This window comes from Rhodococcus sp. PAMC28707, assembly GCF_004795915.1.
Taxonomy (GTDB): domain Bacteria; phylum Actinomycetota; class Actinomycetes; order Mycobacteriales; family Mycobacteriaceae; genus Rhodococcoides.
Genome location: NZ_CP039253.1, coordinates 1,270,484 through 1,287,505, shown reverse-complemented (window position 1 = coordinate 1,287,505; position 17,022 = coordinate 1,270,484). Strand labels below are relative to the sequence as shown.

At 62.1% G+C, this 17,022-nt stretch carries 14 protein-coding genes; 9 read left to right on the top strand and 5 right to left on the bottom strand.

The features are described from left to right. Positions 1–26: 26 nt before the first annotated feature. Positions 27–1,205, top strand: a complete 1,179-nt coding sequence (locus tag E5720_RS05780; RefSeq protein ID WP_136169853.1) for an acyl-CoA dehydrogenase family protein — start codon at positions 27–29, stop codon at positions 1,203–1,205. Between the two features lie 28 nt (positions 1,206–1,233). Then, a complete protein-coding gene (gene bphC, locus E5720_RS05775) occupies positions 1,234–2,142 on the top strand; it encodes a biphenyl-2,3-diol 1,2-dioxygenase (protein ID WP_136169852.1) in 909 nt (302 codons plus the stop codon). Between the two features lie 94 nt (positions 2,143–2,236). Here bphC and E5720_RS05770 read toward each other — a convergent pair whose 3' ends face one another. The 3 genes from E5720_RS05770 to E5720_RS05760 are packed head-to-tail and all read right to left on the bottom strand — an operon-like array spanning position 2,237 to position 4,452. Then, positions 2,237–3,028 carry an SDR family NAD(P)-dependent oxidoreductase gene (locus E5720_RS05770; protein ID WP_136169851.1) on the bottom strand — a complete coding sequence of 264 codons (792 nt, stop codon included), beginning with the start codon at positions 3,026–3,028 and terminating at the stop codon, positions 2,237–2,239. Positions 3,029–3,050: 22 nt separating this feature from the next. Beyond that, on the bottom strand, positions 3,051–3,311 hold the full coding sequence (locus E5720_RS05765; RefSeq protein ID WP_136169850.1) for a hypothetical protein: 261 nt from the start codon (positions 3,309–3,311) through the stop codon (positions 3,051–3,053). Next, the gene (locus tag E5720_RS05760; RefSeq protein WP_136169849.1) at positions 3,289–4,452 is read right to left on the bottom strand and encodes a Rieske 2Fe-2S domain-containing protein; all 1,164 of its coding nucleotides are present in this window, start codon (positions 4,450–4,452) and stop codon (positions 3,289–3,291) included. Before E5720_RS05760 ends, E5720_RS05765 begins: the two co-directional genes overlap by 23 nt. A 197-nt stretch (positions 4,453–4,649) precedes the next feature. Here E5720_RS05760 and hsaA point away from each other — a divergent pair, with 197 nt between their 5' ends. After that, positions 4,650–5,816, top strand: coding sequence for a 3-hydroxy-9,10-secoandrosta-1,3,5(10)-triene-9,17-dione monooxygenase oxygenase subunit (hsaA, locus tag E5720_RS05755; protein WP_136169848.1), 1,167 nt, complete (start codon positions 4,650–4,652; stop codon positions 5,814–5,816). On the opposite strand, the gene E5720_RS05750 is transcribed toward hsaA, so the two are convergent. Beyond that, positions 5,817–7,343: an FAD-dependent oxidoreductase gene (locus E5720_RS05750; protein ID WP_136172471.1), complete on the bottom strand. Its 1,527-nt coding sequence runs from the start codon at positions 7,341–7,343 to the stop codon at positions 5,817–5,819. 232 nt (positions 7,344–7,575) lie between these two features. Here E5720_RS05750 and E5720_RS05745 point away from each other — a divergent pair, with 232 nt between their 5' ends. From E5720_RS05745 to E5720_RS05725, 5 genes are all read left to right on the top strand, one after another. After that, a complete protein-coding gene (locus E5720_RS05745; RefSeq protein ID WP_136169847.1) occupies positions 7,576–8,187 on the top strand; it encodes a TetR family transcriptional regulator in 612 nt (203 codons plus the stop codon). Positions 8,188–8,293: 106 nt separating this feature from the next. Beyond that, the gene (locus E5720_RS05740; protein WP_136169846.1) at positions 8,294–9,469 is read left to right on the top strand and encodes a steroid 3-ketoacyl-CoA thiolase; all 1,176 of its coding nucleotides are present in this window, start codon (positions 8,294–8,296) and stop codon (positions 9,467–9,469) included. Between the two features lie 36 nt (positions 9,470–9,505). Beyond that, the gene (locus E5720_RS05735) at positions 9,506–11,698 is read left to right on the top strand and encodes an acyl-CoA dehydrogenase (RefSeq protein WP_136169845.1); all 2,193 of its coding nucleotides are present in this window, start codon (positions 9,506–9,508) and stop codon (positions 11,696–11,698) included. A gap of 40 nt (positions 11,699–11,738) precedes the next feature. After that, the gene (locus tag E5720_RS05730; protein ID WP_136169844.1) at positions 11,739–12,611 is read left to right on the top strand and encodes a MaoC/PaaZ C-terminal domain-containing protein; all 873 of its coding nucleotides are present in this window, start codon (positions 11,739–11,741) and stop codon (positions 12,609–12,611) included. After that, on the top strand, positions 12,608–13,258 hold the full coding sequence (locus tag E5720_RS05725) for a PaaI family thioesterase (protein ID WP_136169843.1): 651 nt from the start codon (positions 12,608–12,610) through the stop codon (positions 13,256–13,258). Before E5720_RS05730 ends, E5720_RS05725 begins: the two co-directional genes overlap by 4 nt. 77 nt (positions 13,259–13,335) lie before the next feature. On the opposite strand, the gene E5720_RS05720 is transcribed toward E5720_RS05725, so the two are convergent. Beyond that, complete coding sequence (locus E5720_RS05720) at positions 13,336–14,997, bottom strand: class I adenylate-forming enzyme family protein (RefSeq protein WP_136169842.1); 1,662 nt, start codon at positions 14,995–14,997, stop codon at positions 13,336–13,338. Positions 14,998–15,265: 268 nt separating this feature from the next. Here E5720_RS05720 and E5720_RS05715 point away from each other — a divergent pair, with 268 nt between their 5' ends. Continuing rightward, positions 15,266–16,978 (top strand): AMP-binding protein, encoded by a 1,713-nt coding sequence (locus E5720_RS05715; RefSeq protein WP_136169841.1) that lies wholly within the window; start codon positions 15,266–15,268, stop codon positions 16,976–16,978. Positions 16,979–17,022 lie beyond the last annotated feature (44 nt).

The window sequence follows — 17,022 nt, the reverse complement described above, 5'->3', positions numbered from 1 at the left end:
CAACGAAGTAGAAAGCCGAGATCATCATGGGTCAGGTTCTTGACAGAATCGAACAATTCGCCGACGAGATTCGCGCAGAGGGCGTCGAGGGAGACAAGCTGATGCGCTTGTCCGATGTCTCGGCGAAGCGCCTTCGGGACGCCGGGGTCATGCGCATGCTGGCGCCGAAAGAGTATGGCGGATACGAGTCTCACCCCCGCGAATTCGCAGAGACCGCGATGGGTATCGGTGCTATGGACGGTGCCGCAGGCTGGGTTACCGGGATCGTCGGGGTCCATCCGTGGGAGCTGGCATTCTTCGACCGCAAGGCCCAGGACGAGGTGTGGGGCGAAGACAACGATATGTGGATGGCCTCGCCGTACGCACCGATGGGCATAGCTACACCTACCGACGGCGGCTACATCCTCAATGGGCGGTGGTCGTTTTCTTCGGGCACCGACCATTGCGGTTGGATCATGATCGGTGCCGCAGTGGGTGACGCCGAAGGTAACCGCACGATGCCCCCGACGATGCTGCACGTGTTGCTTCCACGCTCGGATTACGAGATCGACCCGGACAGCTGGAACGTGGTCGGTCTGCGCGGAACCGGATCCAAGGACCTCATCGTCAAGAATGCGTTCATTCCGGATTACCGGACTCTGCGTGCGGACAAAGTGATGAGCGGCATGGCGGCCAAAGAGTTCGGCCGAGAGCAGACTCTGTACAACTTCCCCTTCTCGTGCATCTTCCCACTCGGAATCACTTCCTCACTGATCGGTATCGCCGAAGGCGCTCTTGGATGTCATCTCGACGCGCAGCGAGATCGGGTAACAGTGTCGGGAACAGCCATCAAAGAAGATCCGTATGTGTTGTTCGCTATCGGCGAGGCAGCTGCGGAGATTGCGGCCTCCCGTGCCGCGGTACTCGAGACCGTCGATCGCTTCTGGGATATGACCGAGAAGAAGCAAGAGGTCACCTTCGAGATGCGAGCTATCGGCCGTCGGACTCAGACTGCTGCAGCATGGCGAGCAGTACGGGCAGTGGATGAAATTTTCGCCCGTTCGGGTGGTGGCGCTCTCCATGTGAAATTCCCGATGCAGCGGTTCTGGCGTGACGCGCATGCGGGCCTTTCGCATGCTGTTCACGTTCCCGGTTCCATTTTCCATTCCTCGGCTTTGACACAGCTCGGCGGTGAGCCGCAAGGCATCCACCGCTCGATGATCTGACAAGCCTCCTCGACGAAAGGTACTTACGATGACGGAAATACGCGGTCTGGGCTATCTCAGAATTCAGACGCAGGATGTACCCCGCTGGCGCGAACTCGTTGTCGACGGGTTGGGAATGGCCGTCGGATCGGGGCCGGAGGCCGATGGCCTCTACCTGCGCGTCGACGAGCGTCGATCCAGGCTCATCGTGTTGCCCGGTGACACCGACAAGGCTCTGGCCGTGGGCTGGGAGGTCCGTGATCAGTTCGCTCTTCAGCGCGTACGTGAAGCGGTGGAGAAGTCGGGACGAGCTGTCGAGGTCCTGTCCGAGGAAGAATCGCTCTACCGCGATGCCGAGCAAGTGATCGCATTCGACGACCCGTCCGGCACCCGTGTCGAGGTGTTCTTCGGAGCGGTTCTCGATCACAGCCCGGTGGTAACCCCGCACGGTGGACGGTTCGTGACCGGTCCGCAGGGACTCGGCCATGTCGTTCTGCCGACTCCGGCAATCGACGAGACATACGCGTTCTATACCGACGTGTTGGGATTCCTGCCACGTGGTGCCATCCGCGTCGGTCCCCCCGGGGCCGGACCTGCACGCAGAGTGCGGTTCATGGGTGTCAACGAGCGTCATCACAGCCTGGCATTGTGCCCGGCCCCGCACAGCCAGGATCCAGGCATGGTGCATCTGATGACCGAGGTCGACACTCTCGACGCGGTGGGTCAGGCTCTCGATCGGGTAGCGAAGCTGGGATTCTCCATCTCCTCCACGCTCGGTCGCCACACCAACGACAAGATGGTCTCGTTCTACGTCCGCGCACCAGGCGGATGGGATCTCGAATTCGGCACCGAGGGCAAGCTCGTCGACGAGAAGCACTACTCCTCGGAGGAAATCACCGCCGACAGCTATTGGGGACATGACTGGTCCGGGTCCGAGACGCTGGCAGCGTTCGCGTGATCTCCGCTCGCTGACCACAGTGCAAAGAAGAGCGCTGCGCATTCAGATGAATGCGCAGCGCTTTTCTTTTCGGTAAATACTTGCCGAAAAGAATTCAGCCTCGGTTGAGTAGCTTCCTCATACCTGCGGCAGCTTTTTCGACGATCTCTCCGCGCGGGAACCCGCTGCGGCTCTTGGCGGTCTCGTAGTGTCCACCGGCGACCCAGATAGGTCCGTCGGCGATGTGCTCGAGTCCTTCGCGGGCAACATCGACGGGCTCGGAGACACGCATCCCGGGAATATCGAAGTTCAACCCCGCGCGCGCCATGGCTGGGGTCCGTGTCACGCCGAGGACCAGGTCGACGACGTGCACTCCGAAGGGCGCCAGCTCGAGCCACAGGCCTTCGGCGAAGATACGACCGAAAGCCTTCGAGGCCGCGTACACGCTCTGATGTTCGGACCCCAAATAGCCGGCCATCGAACCCACCAAGATGATGCCGCCGCGGCCGCGCTCGCGCATCGCAGCACCGAAGTAATGCGACAAGTGCAGTTGCGCGGTGATGTTGAGGTCGATCACTTGTTGGAAACCAGACAGGTCGCCGGTGACGAACTCATGCCCGTAGCTGTTCGCGCCTGCGTTGAAGATCAGCAACCCTACTTCGAGGTCCTCTGTCGCTGTGCGGATACTCTCGACTGCATCGGCGGAGAGCAGATCGAGTGCCAGCGTCCGAACCTCGACGCCGTTCGCACGCACGCGAGATGCGGTCTCCTCGAGCGGGCCGGGCTTGCGAGCGATGAGAACGAGGTTGAAACCGGCCTTGCTCAACTGGTCGGCAAATTCCGATCCGACGCCTTCGGAACCGCCGGCGATCACCGCCCAGGGACCGTACTGCTCGATATCGATCATGGAAGAGCCTTTCTGAAGAATGTCAGTCGACGACGATCGGCGTCGGAACAGGATCGCTGTCGGTGACGACGATGTCGCCGCGGTTGGCAGCATCGACGATGCTTGCGCTCAGTGCGTGACAGCCACGGCTGGGTGCACCGAGCCGGCCGTCATCGGGAGCGTCATTGTCGATTTCACGGCAAAGAGTGCGAGCTGCCGCGTCCCACTGGATCGATGTGTGCTCCCAACTGTTCTTCGCAACGAGCACCTGCGCACTGCACTCACTGCACCGAAGCGGTTGCATTCTGCTCCTCCAATTTCCGAGCGACGTTGGCTTCGACTTCCTTCTTCCACGACTCGACAGGACGTGTGGTGTCCAGCTCGAACTCGAATCGTTCCGTCATCTGAGGAGTGACGTCGGCTACGTCGACGTAGAACTGCTCGTACCACCGGCGAAGCTGGTAGACCGGACCGTCTTCCTCGCAGAGCAGCGGGTTCTCGATGCGTGACTTGTTCTTCCAGATCTCGATGTCCTGTTCGAAACCCTTGGCGATGAAGGTTCCGAAGTTCCTCGCCGTTTCCTCGGCGGCATCACCTTGGAGTTCGGCGGACTTCTGCACGATCATTCCGTACTGCAGAACGAACTTGTTTGCGCTGACCGGGTAGTGGCAATTGATCAGGACCGAATTGACGTCGTGGGTATCGAACTTGTACGTCAGGTCATCGACCATGAAGGAAGGTCCGAAATAGGTTGCATCCGAACTGTTGCCGAGCGACTTGGGCTGGCCTTCCGTGTTCGGACGCATGTCCTCGCGTGACTGTCCGTTCATGTACTGGCTGGCGACGTGCCCTTCGAAGACATTCTTGAAGTAGGTGGGGAAGGAGTAATGCACGTAGAAGAAGTGCGCCATGTCGACGATGTTGTCGACGACCTCACGGCAGTTCGTGTCCACCTCGGTGCGATACCAGACCCAGTCGGACCAACCATCGTCGAGTGCGCCTTCGATGCGGGGAATGGTCACCTCAGCGGGCGGGGCATTGCCCTCGGGATCGTTCCACACGAAGAACATGCCGTCCTGGTCGAGGACATGCCACGAACGTGTACGTGCCAGCGGGGGCACGCGACGCGCGTAAGGAATGCTCTTGCATTTTCCGTTGCTTCCCCAACGCCAATCGTGGAACGGGCAGGCGACCTCGTCACCCTTGATCGTTCCCTGAGTGAGGTCGCCACCCATGTGGCGGCAGTATCCGTCGAGGACGGCGAGCGTGCCCGAGCTGTCGGCGAAGACGACAAGCTTGGTCCCGAAGGCCTCGATGGAGTGGGGCTTGCCGTCCTTGAAGTCGGCCGACAAACCGATGCAGTGCCAACCGCGGGCGAAGCGCGTGGGCGCGGCGCCGGCTTCGATCTCTCGTACTTCTTCGCTCGTGTTCTGCTGGATGGTCACAGTGATCCCGTCCTGTCTTGTGGAGAAGTCAAACGGCGATCTGGTCGTTGCCGTGTTTGTAGACGACGCTAGGTGACCTCCGACACCGAAGTCGGAGAGTTCTCACTGGACGGGACTCGGACTTTTCGGAAACAATTCGTGCTCTCGATCAGCGACCCGTCCGCTCGATGGCAGCGGAACCGGATTATCGTTCGAGTATGACTACCGACGTCCTGGGTGCTGTCCGCGATCTACTGCCGACGATCGCCGAGGCAGCAGTCAAGGTCGATGAAACCGGACGTGTGTCGGATCAGATGATTCACGAGCTGGGTAAGACTGGGGTCTTCAGGCTGCTTCAACCGAAACGGTACGGCGGTACCGAGTCCGATCCGGCGACATTCTTCGAAGCGGTTCGGATGATCTCGGGTGCCTGTGGATCCACCGGGTGGTTGACTTCCGTCCTGGGAGTTCACCCTTGGCATCTCGCTCTCTTCGACGATCGAGCGCAGAGCGATGTGTGGGAACCCGACAACGGCACGCTCGTTTCTTCCGCGTACGCACCGGTCGGGCGGCTGCACCCAGTCGAGGGCGGGTACCGCCTCAGTGGGGAATGGCTCTTCTCCTCCGGGTGTGACCACGCGTCGTGGGCGCTGCTGGGTGCAATCGTGATAGGCGAGGGGGGGCGCCCCTTGGACTTCCTCACCGTCCTGGTTCCGCGCTCCGACTACCGCATCCGGGACGTGTGGGACGTGATGGGAATGCGCGGCACCGCCAGCAACGAGATCGGCATCGTCGATTGCTTCGTCCCCGAGTACCGGACCAAGAGCAACTACGAAACTGCGCAGCTTCGCGGTCCGGGCCAGAAAGTGAACCGGGGACCGCTGTACCGACTTCCGTTCGCCACGATCTTCACCACTGCGGTTGCGTCGCCCGGAGTCGGAATCGTTGCGGGATGCTACGAACGCTATCTCGCCAACATGCGTGAGCGGGTGCGTCTGAGCCTCGGTGGCGGGCAGTTCGTACATGATCAGTTCGCCCAGGTCGCCATTGCCCGCGCATCGTCGGAGATCGATGCAGCGATTCTGCAGTTGGAGCGCAACGTTCGCGAACTGTGGGAATTGGCACTCGAAGGCGAAGAACTACCGATGTCGATGCGTCTGCGTGCGCGACGTGATCAAGTGCGAGCGACCGAGCGTGCGGTGGAGGCGATGGACCTGTTGTTCAAGTCGGCAGGGGGCCACTCGTTGTACCGCGGGAATGTGATCGAACGGGCGTGGCGCGATGTCCATGCCGGAAGTGTCCACGTGGCCAACGAGGCCGAACGTGCTTTGGCGTTGTTCGGCCAAGGCGCGTTCGGCCTCCCGGTAGAGGACAACTTGGTCTGATCAGGCCAGCATGGCGCGAACTGCTCGGTAGGCGAAAACCATTGCGGTGCCGAGCGGCACGCCTGGGCCTGGGTACTTCGCGCCACTGAGGGAGGCGCTGGTGTTGCCGGCAGCGTAGAGACCCGCGATCGGTGTGTCGTTCTCACGCAGCACCCGAGCGTCGACGTCGGTGCGCACGCCGCTCTTGGTTCCCAGGTCGCTCAAGACAATTCGAGCGGCGACGTACGGACCCTTCTTCAGCGGCGTCAAAGCCGCATTCGGCTGTTCGGGAACGGGCCGGCAGAAGAACATGTCGTAGGGATCCTCGCCGCGATGGAACTGCTCGTCGATACCGGTGCTCGCGTATTCGTTGAACTGCTCGACGGTGTTCCGGAGAACCTCGGGTGCAACCTCGAGCAGTGTTGCCAGTTCTTCGATCGTGTCGGCCATGACCCACGTACCGGCTTCGAGATGAGCGTCCGCGGCCACCGACGGAATCGAAATGGTCGGAATCACCGGTCCGCTGTCGGCTGCCTCGAATACGAGGTATGACCGCTCGCTGCCGTGCTCGATCATCGCGCGACCGAACTGGTCGTACGGAAGCGACTCGTTGAGGTAGCGCTTGCCGGCGTCGTCGACGAGCAGTCCACCGCGGACACCGACCATGAATGCCGCTGACCCATCCGGCAAGGCGACGCCGGGGCAGTACCACGCTTCCCCGGCCAATGTGGTGTCTGCGCCGATTCGGACCGCAGCCTGAATTGCATCGCCGGTATTCGAGCCTTGCGCTGCCATGCTCCACCGTGCGAGACCCGGCATCGACTCCGCATCTCGCAGTGGCTGATCCTTTTCGATACCGCCTGCAGCGAGCAGGATGCCGCGACGCGCGAGGATGCGCAGTGTCTTCCCATCGGGTCCGGTAGCCAGTGCGCCGACTACTGCGTCGTTCTCGACGATCAGCTCCGTCAACGCCGTCTCGGTCAGCACCCGAGAGTTACCCGTGCTTTCCAGAGCCAACAACAGGCGAGAGATCAGTGAACGTCCACCGCCGAGCTTGCCTTCGGGGTGCGGCGCTCCTTCACGATCTGCATCGAGTTCGGGTCGGACGCGCTCGAGCAGATCGCCGACGGCGGAGGGCTCGATGTCGAGGGCATTGATCGCCCGTCCGGAATCCATTCGGCCGGGCGCGCGGAAGTAGTCCGGGAACGGACGCCATTCGAATTCGATGTTCGGGTTCTTCTCGAGTAGATCGACGACGGCGGGTGCCGTCGAGACGAATGCCTCTTGCCGTTCGACCTCGTAATCACCGACGACAGCTCGAAGGTATTCCCGGGCCTTCGCCGTCGAATCTCCGATGTTCGCGCGTTCTTGCACGGCGGTGCCGGGTAGCCATACGGCTCCGCCGGAGTACGCGGACGTGCCACCGAGTAGTGGTGTCTTTTCGAGGACCAGCGTGTCCTGGCCCGCTTCTGCGGCACAGTACGCGCCGGTCAGAGCGCCGCCGCCCGAACCGATGACCAGGACATCGCACTCGATCGACTCGTGCATGGTGGTGTTCTCCGTTTCGAAGTGCCCGCGGTGATGATGCGTGTACTTCGACATGCGGGCGGGTCGAAGTACACGAAGATGCGGTTGTCTACGCAACAGTAATTTCATAGGTTGCGTGCCGTGGGTCTCACTGAGCGGGCAAATGTCGAAGAATCCGAAGCGAGATGTCAAAATCGAGCAAACCTACCGTTGCGTAGGCCCAGCGTGCGAAGTCTTGGGGGGATGAACGAGAGTGCCGAGAATTGCCGAAGTTCGCGACGCCGCAGAGCCGAGTTCGGTCGAGCAGCACGCTCGGCACGTCCGCATAATCCAGGCGGCGGCAGCACTCGGGGCCGAGAAGGAACTAGCACGCGTCCAGATGCACGACGTAGCCAAGTCTGCGGGGGTTGCCATCGGGACGCTGTACCGGTACTTCCCGTCGAAGACTCATCTCTTCGTTGCCGTGATGGTCGATCAGATCGACCGGATGGGTTCGGGTCTCACCAAAGGGGCATCCGCCGCAGCGCGGCCCAGTGACGCGGTGTACGACGTACTGGTGCGCGCCACGCGTGGGTTGCTGCGCCGGCCGCTGCTGTCGACGGCCATGATTCAGTCCACGACGGCTTCCAACGTCGCGGCCGTACCCGATGCGGCGAAGGTCGATCTGGCGTTCCGTCAGCTCCTGCTCGAGGCGGCCGGAATCGAAATGCCCACCGAATCGGATCTGACGGCCCTTAGATTGGTCGTGCAACTGTGGTTCGGGGTCATTCAGTCCTGCCTGAACGGACGCGTGTCGTTCCTCGACGCGGAGCACGACATTCGCCGAGGATGCGATCTGCTTCTCGTCGACCTGTCGCCCCGCTGAACAGTGGACGCGTAGTGCTCGAATTCAGTGCAGTACCGTAAAAATAGAATACATTTCAGAAAATTCGACGTCGCCTCGCGCGGCGGTAATGTCTCGAGGAGTCGACATGCTTGCTCAGAACACCCCGGTGATCGTCGAGGCGGCCAGAACACCTATCGGACGCCGACGAGGGGCCCTGTCGGGCGTGCACCCCGCCACGCTCCTCGGCGTGGCGCAGCGCGCAGTTCTCGACCGATCTTCCGTCCCGGCAGCAAGCGTGGGTCAGGTCGTCGGCGGTTGCGTCACCCAAGCGGGCGAACAGTCGAACAACGTGACTCGGCAGGCATGGCTGCATGCCGGACTGCCCTACGGCACCGCGTCGACGACCATCGATTGTGCCTGCGGGTCATCCCAACAGGCCGTACACGTGATCGCCGGCCTTATCGCATCCGGCCAGATCGACGCCGGCATCGGATGCGGTGTCGAGGTGATGAGCCGGGTCTTCCTCGGTCAAGCCGCTACTCCCGAAACTGGAAACCCGTATCCGCCGGACTGGACCATCGACATGGGTGACCAGTTCACCTCGGCGCAACGCATCGCCGATCTTCGCGGAATCACGAGGCAAGACGCCGACGCGTTGGGCCTGCTCTCGCAGCAGCGGGCCGGCCGCGCGTGGGCAGATGGGGTCTTCGACCGCGAAATCGTCCCGGTCGACGTTCCAGTCCTGGGCGAAGATGGCGCCCCCACCGGCGAGAGCGTGCGTGTGGAACGCGACGGGGGACTGCGTGAGACGAGCGCGGCCGCCCTCGCCGGACTTGCGCCCGTGATGCCGAATCAGATTCATACCGCCGGCAATTCTTCACAGATCAGTGACGGCGCGGCCGCAGTGCTGCTGATGAGCGAGGCACGGGCACACGAGCTCGGAGTCCGTCCGCGTGCACGGATTCTCGCCTCGGCAATGATCGGCTCGGATCCTTACTATCACCTCGATGGTCCGATCGAGTCCACCGCGCTAGTACTCGAACGCGCCAAGATGTCGCTTGCCGACATCGATCTGGTCGAAATCAACGAGGCCTTCGCTTCGGTGGTGTTGTCCTGGGCCCAGGTTCACGGCGCAGATATGTCCAAGGTCAACGTGAACGGCGGCGCTATTGCGCTGGGACACGCAGTCGGTTCGACCGGAGCTCGGTTGATCACCTCGGCGTTGCACGAGCTCGAACGTTCCGACAAGTCCACCGCGTTGGTGACGATGTGTGCCGGTGGTGCACAGTCCACAGCGACGATCATCGAACGCATCCGGTAAGGGCGCGCCCTACCGACGAGAGAGCCGAGACTTTTCATGACAATGGCGTTGACCGAACAAGAACGGGACCTCACCGACGCGGTTCGCGCATGGGCAGCCCGTACCGTGACCTCCGACGTTCTGCGCAGTGCAGTCGATGCCGAGACCGAGGAGCGCCCCGCCTTCTGGAGCTCGCTGGCTGCTCTCGGCGTGCTTGGCCTCCATTTGAAGGAAGAAGATGGCGGCGCAGGTTGCGGATTGAGTGAAACTGCCGTGGTAGCAGAGGAACTCGGCAGAGCCTTGGTTCCGGGGCCGTTCCTCTCGACTGTCCTTCTCAGCGCGGTACTCGACGAAGCAGGTCGCAGCGAGGAGCTTGCGGCCCTGGCCGACGGCTCGACGATCGGGGCGATATCGCTGCACCCCGGTTCGTTGCGTCTGACTTCCGACGCGAACCAGTCGGTACTCGCCGGTGCATCGGATTTCGTCGTCAGTGGCCAGATCGGTGATCTCTTCTTGCTGGCCGCGCTCGATGCAGAGAACAAGACGGTTTTCGTCCTCGTCCCGCGAGAGCGCCTCGAGATCGCTGCCGTGGAGAGCTATGATCTCCTGCGGCGCAATGCAACTGCGACTGCGCGCAGTCTCGCGCTCGAGCCCGGCGACATCCTCTCGATCGATGCCCGTCGCGTGTTCGATCTGGCGGCAATTCTCTTCTCCGCAGAGGCTTCGGGTGTTGCAGACTGGGCGGTGCGCACCGCCGGTGACTACGCCCGAACGCGCCGACAGTTCGGGCGAATCATCGGTCAGTTCCAAGGCGTCAAACACCGCATCGCGCGCATGCTCATTCGCAGCGAGCAAGCACGCGTGTGCGCATGGGACGCCGCCCGTGCGGCGGACGCAGGTGCGCCTCCTGCAGAGGTGTCGCTTGCTGCTGCTGTCGCGGGAGCTACCGCGCTCGATGCTGCATTCACCTTGACCAAGGACTGCATTCAGATCCTCGGTGGAATCGGATACACCTGGGAACACGACGCGCACCTCTACCTTCGGCGGGCGCAGACCCTACTGCTCATGCTCGGATCGACCGCGTCCTGGCGTTCTCGGGTGACGGTTGCGACGCTCGCCGGGACCCGGCGTTCACTCGAAGTGGAGCTTCCACCGGAAGCCGAACAGGTTCGCGCGAAGGTGCGATCCGAGCTTGCTGCGATTGCCGATTCCGACGATGCCGATCGCATCCGATTGTTGGCAGAAAAGGGCTACGCAGCTCCACATTTTCCGGCACCGTGGGGTCGAGGGGCAGACGCCGTCGAACAACTGGTGATCGCCGAGGAATTGGCCTCGTTCTCTCTCGTTCCGTACGACATGATCATCGGTAACTGGGTGGTGCCCACGCTCATCGAGCATGGCAGCCCCGAACAGGTCGAGAAGTTCGTCCCGGCGAGCCTGCGCGGAGACATTCGTTGGTGTCAGCTGTTTTCCGAACCCGGTGCAGGCTCCGACCTCGCCGGATTGAGTACCAAGGCGACCAAGGTGGACGGCGGCTGGCGATTGCAGGGCCAGAAAGTCTGGACGTCCATGGCGCGTGAAGCGCACTGGGGGATCTGCCTCGCGCGCACCGACGCATCGGTGCCGAAGCACAAAGGTTTGTCCTATTTCCTCGTCGACATGCGCAACAGCCCTGGGCTCGACATCCGACCTCTCCGAGAGATCACCGGCGAATCGTTGTTCAACGAGGTCTTCTTCGACGACGTGTTCGTTCCGGACGAAATGTTGGTGGGGGAGAGCGGCGCCGGATGGAAATTGGCTCGAACGACACTCGCGAACGAACGAGTCTCGTTGTCGAACGATTCCTCTCTCGGCTCGGGCGGTGAGGCGTTGTTGAGTCTCGCCGCCGAATTGCCCAGCGGCCTCGACGCCCAGCAATCGGCAGTTCTCGGTGAAGTTCTGTGTGACGCCCAATCCGGGGGATTGCTCGCACTGCGGACCACGCTGCGGACACTTACCGGCGCCCAACCCGGAGCGGAATCCTCGGTCGCGAAAGTTATCGGCGTGGAGCACATTCAACAGGTGTGGGAAGTGGCGATGGAGTGGGCCGGACCGTCGTCTCTGGTCGGTGAGCAGCCCCGAAGTTCCGCGCAACACATGTTCTTGAATGCCCAGTGCCTGTCGATAGCGGGTGGCACCACCAACGTTCAGCTCAACATCATCGGCGAACGGTTGCTGGGCCTGCCGCGGGATCCCGAGCCAGGTAAGTGACCATCCGACAACCACACTCGAAAGATCGAAGGAATTCCTAATGGCTATAGACCTCGCTACCGCCCTGTCCGCAGAGCCGACAGTGCGCGAGATCTCGTGGACCGACCGAGATGTGATCCTCTATCACCTCGGCGTCGGTGCGGGAGAGAACCCACTCGACCCCGGTCAACTCGGCTGGGTGTACGAAAAGAACCTCTCCGTGCTGCCGACCTTCGCTCTGGTTGCTGGAGGAGGTATTTCAGCGGGTGTCTCCAAGAGCACAGGCCTGCAGATGCCGGGCGTCGAAGTGGATCTGCGCAAGCTTCTGCACAGTGGCCAATCGTTGGCTGCGCATGCACCGATACCGACGACCGGCAGCGCCCAGATCACGACGCGTGTGGCGAACATCTGGGACAAGGGCAAGGCGGCAGTGATCGAACTCGAACATGTTGCGACCGATATGGATGGCCGTGCGCTGTTCACGACGGTGATGCAAATTTGGGCTCGTGGTGAGGGTGGCTTCGGTGGCGAGGCCGGACCGGACACCACTGACACCGTGCCGGATCGGGAACCGGATCATCTTTTGCAGTCTTCGACTCGTCCCGACCAAGCGGCGCTCTATCGACTCAGTGGTGACCTCAATCCTCTGCACATAGACCCGAGCTTCGCCGCGGCAGTAGGATTCGATCGGCCCATCCTGCACGGCCTCGCGTCCTACGGGATCGTGTGCCGGACAGTGGTCGACCGTCTGCTGGACTCCGACCCGAGCCGAGTTCGTAACTTCTCGGTCCGTTTCGCCGGGCCGTTGTATCCGGGCGAAGTACTGGAGACCGCCGTCTGGGACGAGGGCGGACGATTGATCCTCCGTACGAGGGCTCCCGAGCGCGATGGACAAGCCATCCTGACCCACGCATCCATGGAAGTAGTCTCATGATCACCGGTTCGCACCCCACGTATGAAACCAGTCCCTCGGGTACGGTGCTGACCTCGGTCAGCAACGATTCCGCAGTCGATCGAGCCACTCAAGCGGCACGCCGAGTGATCGATGCTCTGCTGCGTACCGATCGCGGCAACGCGAACCTCGAGCGGGTGACAGAGGAGCTGATCAGTGTGGCCCAGCACTTGGAGAGCCATGCGCCCGCGGTGGAAGAGCGACTGATCGACATGTGGAACGGCGAGGGCGTGACGCGGCACGACCCGGCGACCGGTCTCGAGAATGCGATCGCACCTCCGCTCGTGCTGGAAGGCAAGTCCGACGGATCGGTCGAAGGCACTGTCGTCTTGACGCTCGCATACCAGGGTCCTCCGGGACACGTGCACGGAGGAGTGTCGGCACTGCTGCTCGATCACACGCTCGGGGTCGCCAATGCGTGGGCCGGAAAAGCCGGCATGACAGCACAATTGAATCTTCGCTACCACTCCCCGACACCGTTGTTCGAGCCACTGACTGTCACTGCCAAGCTCGATGCAGTCGATGGCCGCAAGATCAACACGGTCGGCTATATCAGGACCGCAGACGGACGGGTATGCGTATCCGTCGAGGCATTGTTCATCGACAAAACGGTGCCACGTCCACGCTGACCCGAGTGGGCAAGCTGGAAAACGAACGGCGTCGCACAGGGTTCCCACCCGGTGCGACGCCGTTGTCGTGACTTCTCTTACAGGCTGATGTCGCGCCTCGACAGTTTCCCGGTTGCGTTGCGGGGCAAGCTGTCTCCGGTGATTCGCCAGCGGGTGGGTACCTTGAAGTAAGACAACCGCTCCGCCGTCCACTCGCGCAGTTCGCTTTCCTCGAGCACAGCGCCTGGCCGAAGAACCACGACCGCGGACACCTCTTGGCCGAGATCGGTGTGCGGCGTTCCGATGACCGCGCATTCGAGCACGTCGGGGTGTTCGTCGAGGCACTGCTCGATCTCGACTGGATAGACGTTCTCTCCACCACGAAGGATCAGGTCCGAACGCCTGCCGGTCAGTCGAAGTCTGCCGTCCTCGATCAACCCGAAGTCTCCAGTCCGCAACCATCGTCCCGGTGCAATCGCGGCTTCGGTTGCCGCTTCGTCTTCCCAGTATCCGAGCATCACGAAGGGACTACGTACACATATCTCGCCCTCGGTGCCGTCAGGAAGCCATTCACCGAACGGATCACGGATCTCGAGGCTGACGGTGATGATGGGTCGGCCCAGGGTTCCGGGATGGCGCTCGAGGTCCGGCCCGGCGGCGACGGCGATGGCCGTGCTGCACTCGGTCAGGCCGTAGCTGTCCACCAGGGAGTTCTTGGCGAACGGAACCTCTTGGCGCAAGCGTTCTTTGAACGCGATCGACGAAGGCGCGGACGCAAGTGCGAACGAGGTCAGCGAGCTCAGATCGAAGCGGTCGAGATTGCCGTGTTCGACGAGACGGGCAGCCATGGTGGGCACCGCGCCCCAGTCCGTCACTCGCTCACGTTCGACGAGGCCGAGGATGGTGTCGACGTCGAAGGCGCCTTCGTTCATGACGACCGCGCTGCCGGTTGCGAGGCGAGGGATCACGAGATTGTGAAGGCTGGCGATATGGAACAAGGGCGAGGTGAGTAGGTACTTTTTATCGCTCGGGAGCGACGGATCGAAATCGACACCTTTGAATGCGGCGACGATAGCGTCGCTGAATCGGTGGTAATCGACCACCGCGAGTATATTTCGCTGTGAGTGCAGGGCGCCCTTGGGCTTGCCGCTCGTGCCGCTCGTATAGAGGATTGCTGCGGGATCGTCTTCGTCGACAGCGGTGACCGGGAGCGGGGCGCCGCGGTACTGCTCGATGATCTTCGGTAGGTCTTCGTGCATCGTCAGGACCGGGATGTCGAGCTTCATCTCGGCCAGCGTTGCGGCGCGTTTGGCGTCGGCGATGATCACGCTGGGCCTGCTGTGCTTCACACCGTATTCGATTTCGCGGGGAACCCACCAGCTGTTCAAAGCGACCGTGATGGCGCCGAGCGACTGCGTGGCCCAGAACGCAATGACCCATTCCATCGAATTGGCGCCGAGAATTGCTACGCGGTCTCCCTTGCTCACCCCGTAGTCCTCGCGCAGAGCGGTCGCCAACGCGGCGGCGGCGGTGGCGTGTTCGGCGTAGGACAAACTGCGGTCCGCAGTGATGAGGTAGTCCCTCTCGCCCCACTTCGCCGACGCCGCCAGCAGTTCGCCCACTCCCCGCGTCCGGTTCTTCATCACGGGCATGCGAGTTCCCAGTACCGATTCCTCGGCCAGTTCGAACCTCCCGCCGGGTCCGGTGAGCCGGGTGATCACCTGATCGAGGTAGAACTGCGGATCTGTAGAAGCGGTCATCGAAGGGCCTTTCGTCCTCGGGCAGGTGTACCGCCACAAGATGGCATGTAAGCACGCAGTGGCAGACGGTCGTTGCCACTGAGCGAGACTCCCCCCCGGGCAGTCACCATCCGCAGATACGTTACGGGAGTAATCGGACTTGGAGGACAGTTATGACTTTAGATCTCGACTTGCCCACCGTGCAGGTCGATCGTTCGGCGCCGACCACATTCGTGCCGATCCCGCTGCGTAGCCGCATCATCGAAACAACGACGACAGAGATGTGCGCATGACCCAGGATTTGGCCTCCGAGAAGAAGACCACCGTGCAGGACGGCGAGGGGCATCGCGGGACCATCGCGGAGATGCTTCTCGATCGACTGGGCGATCACCACGACGGACTACGAACCCGCGAGCAGGACTGGACGTGGCACGAGGTAGTCCTGGAGAGTGCAGCGCGCGGTGCGCTCGCCGAGTCGATGCGCGTCGACGGACCGTTCCACATCGGTGTCCTGCTCGAGAACACTCCTGAATTCGTGTTCTGGCTCGGTGGCGCGGCGCTGGTCGGTGGAACGATCGTCGGGATCAATCCGACAAAGCGGGGTGCGGAACTCGAAGCCGAGATTCGCTACGTCGACTGCCAGTTGATCGTCACCGACGCTGCCGGTATGACCATGCTTTCCAGCCTCGATCTGGGCCTGACGCCGGATCGGTTCGTAGTTGTCGACGAGCCCGAATACCTCGACAAGTGTGCAGGTTTTATGCAAGAGGCGCCGGTAGCAGCACCGTCGGTCGATAGTTCGAGCCTGATGTTGTTGCTGTTCACCTCCGGGACGACGGGCGCATCCAAAGCGGTCCGCTGCAGTCAAGGACGACTTGCCAGGCTCGCCTACACCAACTCGGCCAAGTACGGACATTCGCGCGACGACGTCGACTACTGCTGCATGCCGTTGTTTCACGGCAATGCACTGATGGCGCTGTGGGCCCCGGCTCTCGCCAACGGCGCAGTCGTGTGCTTGACCCCTAAGTTCTCCGCGTCGGGATTCCTGCCTGATGTGCGATTCTTCGGCGCGACCTTCTTTACCTATGTCGGGAAGGCCCTCGCCTACTTGATGGCGACACCGGAGTCCGAGGACGACCACGTCAACACACTCGTCAGAGGATTCGGTACCGAAGCGTCCCCGGAGGACAAGGGGGAGTTCGTCAGGCGATTCGGTGCCGAACTGTTCGAGGGTTACGGATCGAGTGAAGGCGCCGGTTCGGTAACGCTGGATCCGAATGCACCGGCGGGCGCGCTCGGTCGTCCCGCTCACAAGAACATCGCAATCGTGGACCCTGAGACGCGTGAGAAGAAAGGGCTCGCCCGGTGCGACGAGTACGGAAGGGTTCTCAACCCAGACGAGTCCATCGGTGAGATGGTCGATATGGCCGGCGCGTCGGCCTTCGAGGGCTACTACAAGAACGAGAGCGCCGTCTCGGACCGGCTGCGGCACGGCTGGTATTGGACGGGCGACCTCGGCTACATAGACGAGGACGGCTTCATCTACTTCGCCGGACGCAAGGGCGACTGGATTCGGGTCGACGGTGAGAATACCTCGGCGCTGATGGTCGAGCGCATCTGCCGGCGCTACCCGTACGTCATTGCCACCGGCGTCTACTCGGTGCCGGACCCGCGTTCGGGTGATCAGGTGATGGCTGCGCTGGAGGTGCCCGACGTCGAAGCCTTCGACGCCGCGGACTTCGCATCGTTCCTCACCGCGCAGGACGACCTGGGAACCAAGTCGGCGCCGCGCTTTCTTCGAGTTTCGGCGAACCTGCCTGTGACAGGTTCCAATAAAATTGTCAAAAACAAGCTGCAGCAGCAGAATTGGCGCTGCGAAGACCTGATCTTCCGGTGGGAGGGTCGAGGGGCTCCTCAGTACCGGTTGATGACCGAAGAAGACAAAAACCTGTTGGAAAAGGAATTCGACACCTATGGGCGTCGACGGTTCCTGTCCGCCTGAGTCGATCCACCCATTGGTAGTGACCGCCGGAGTCAGGCACGAGG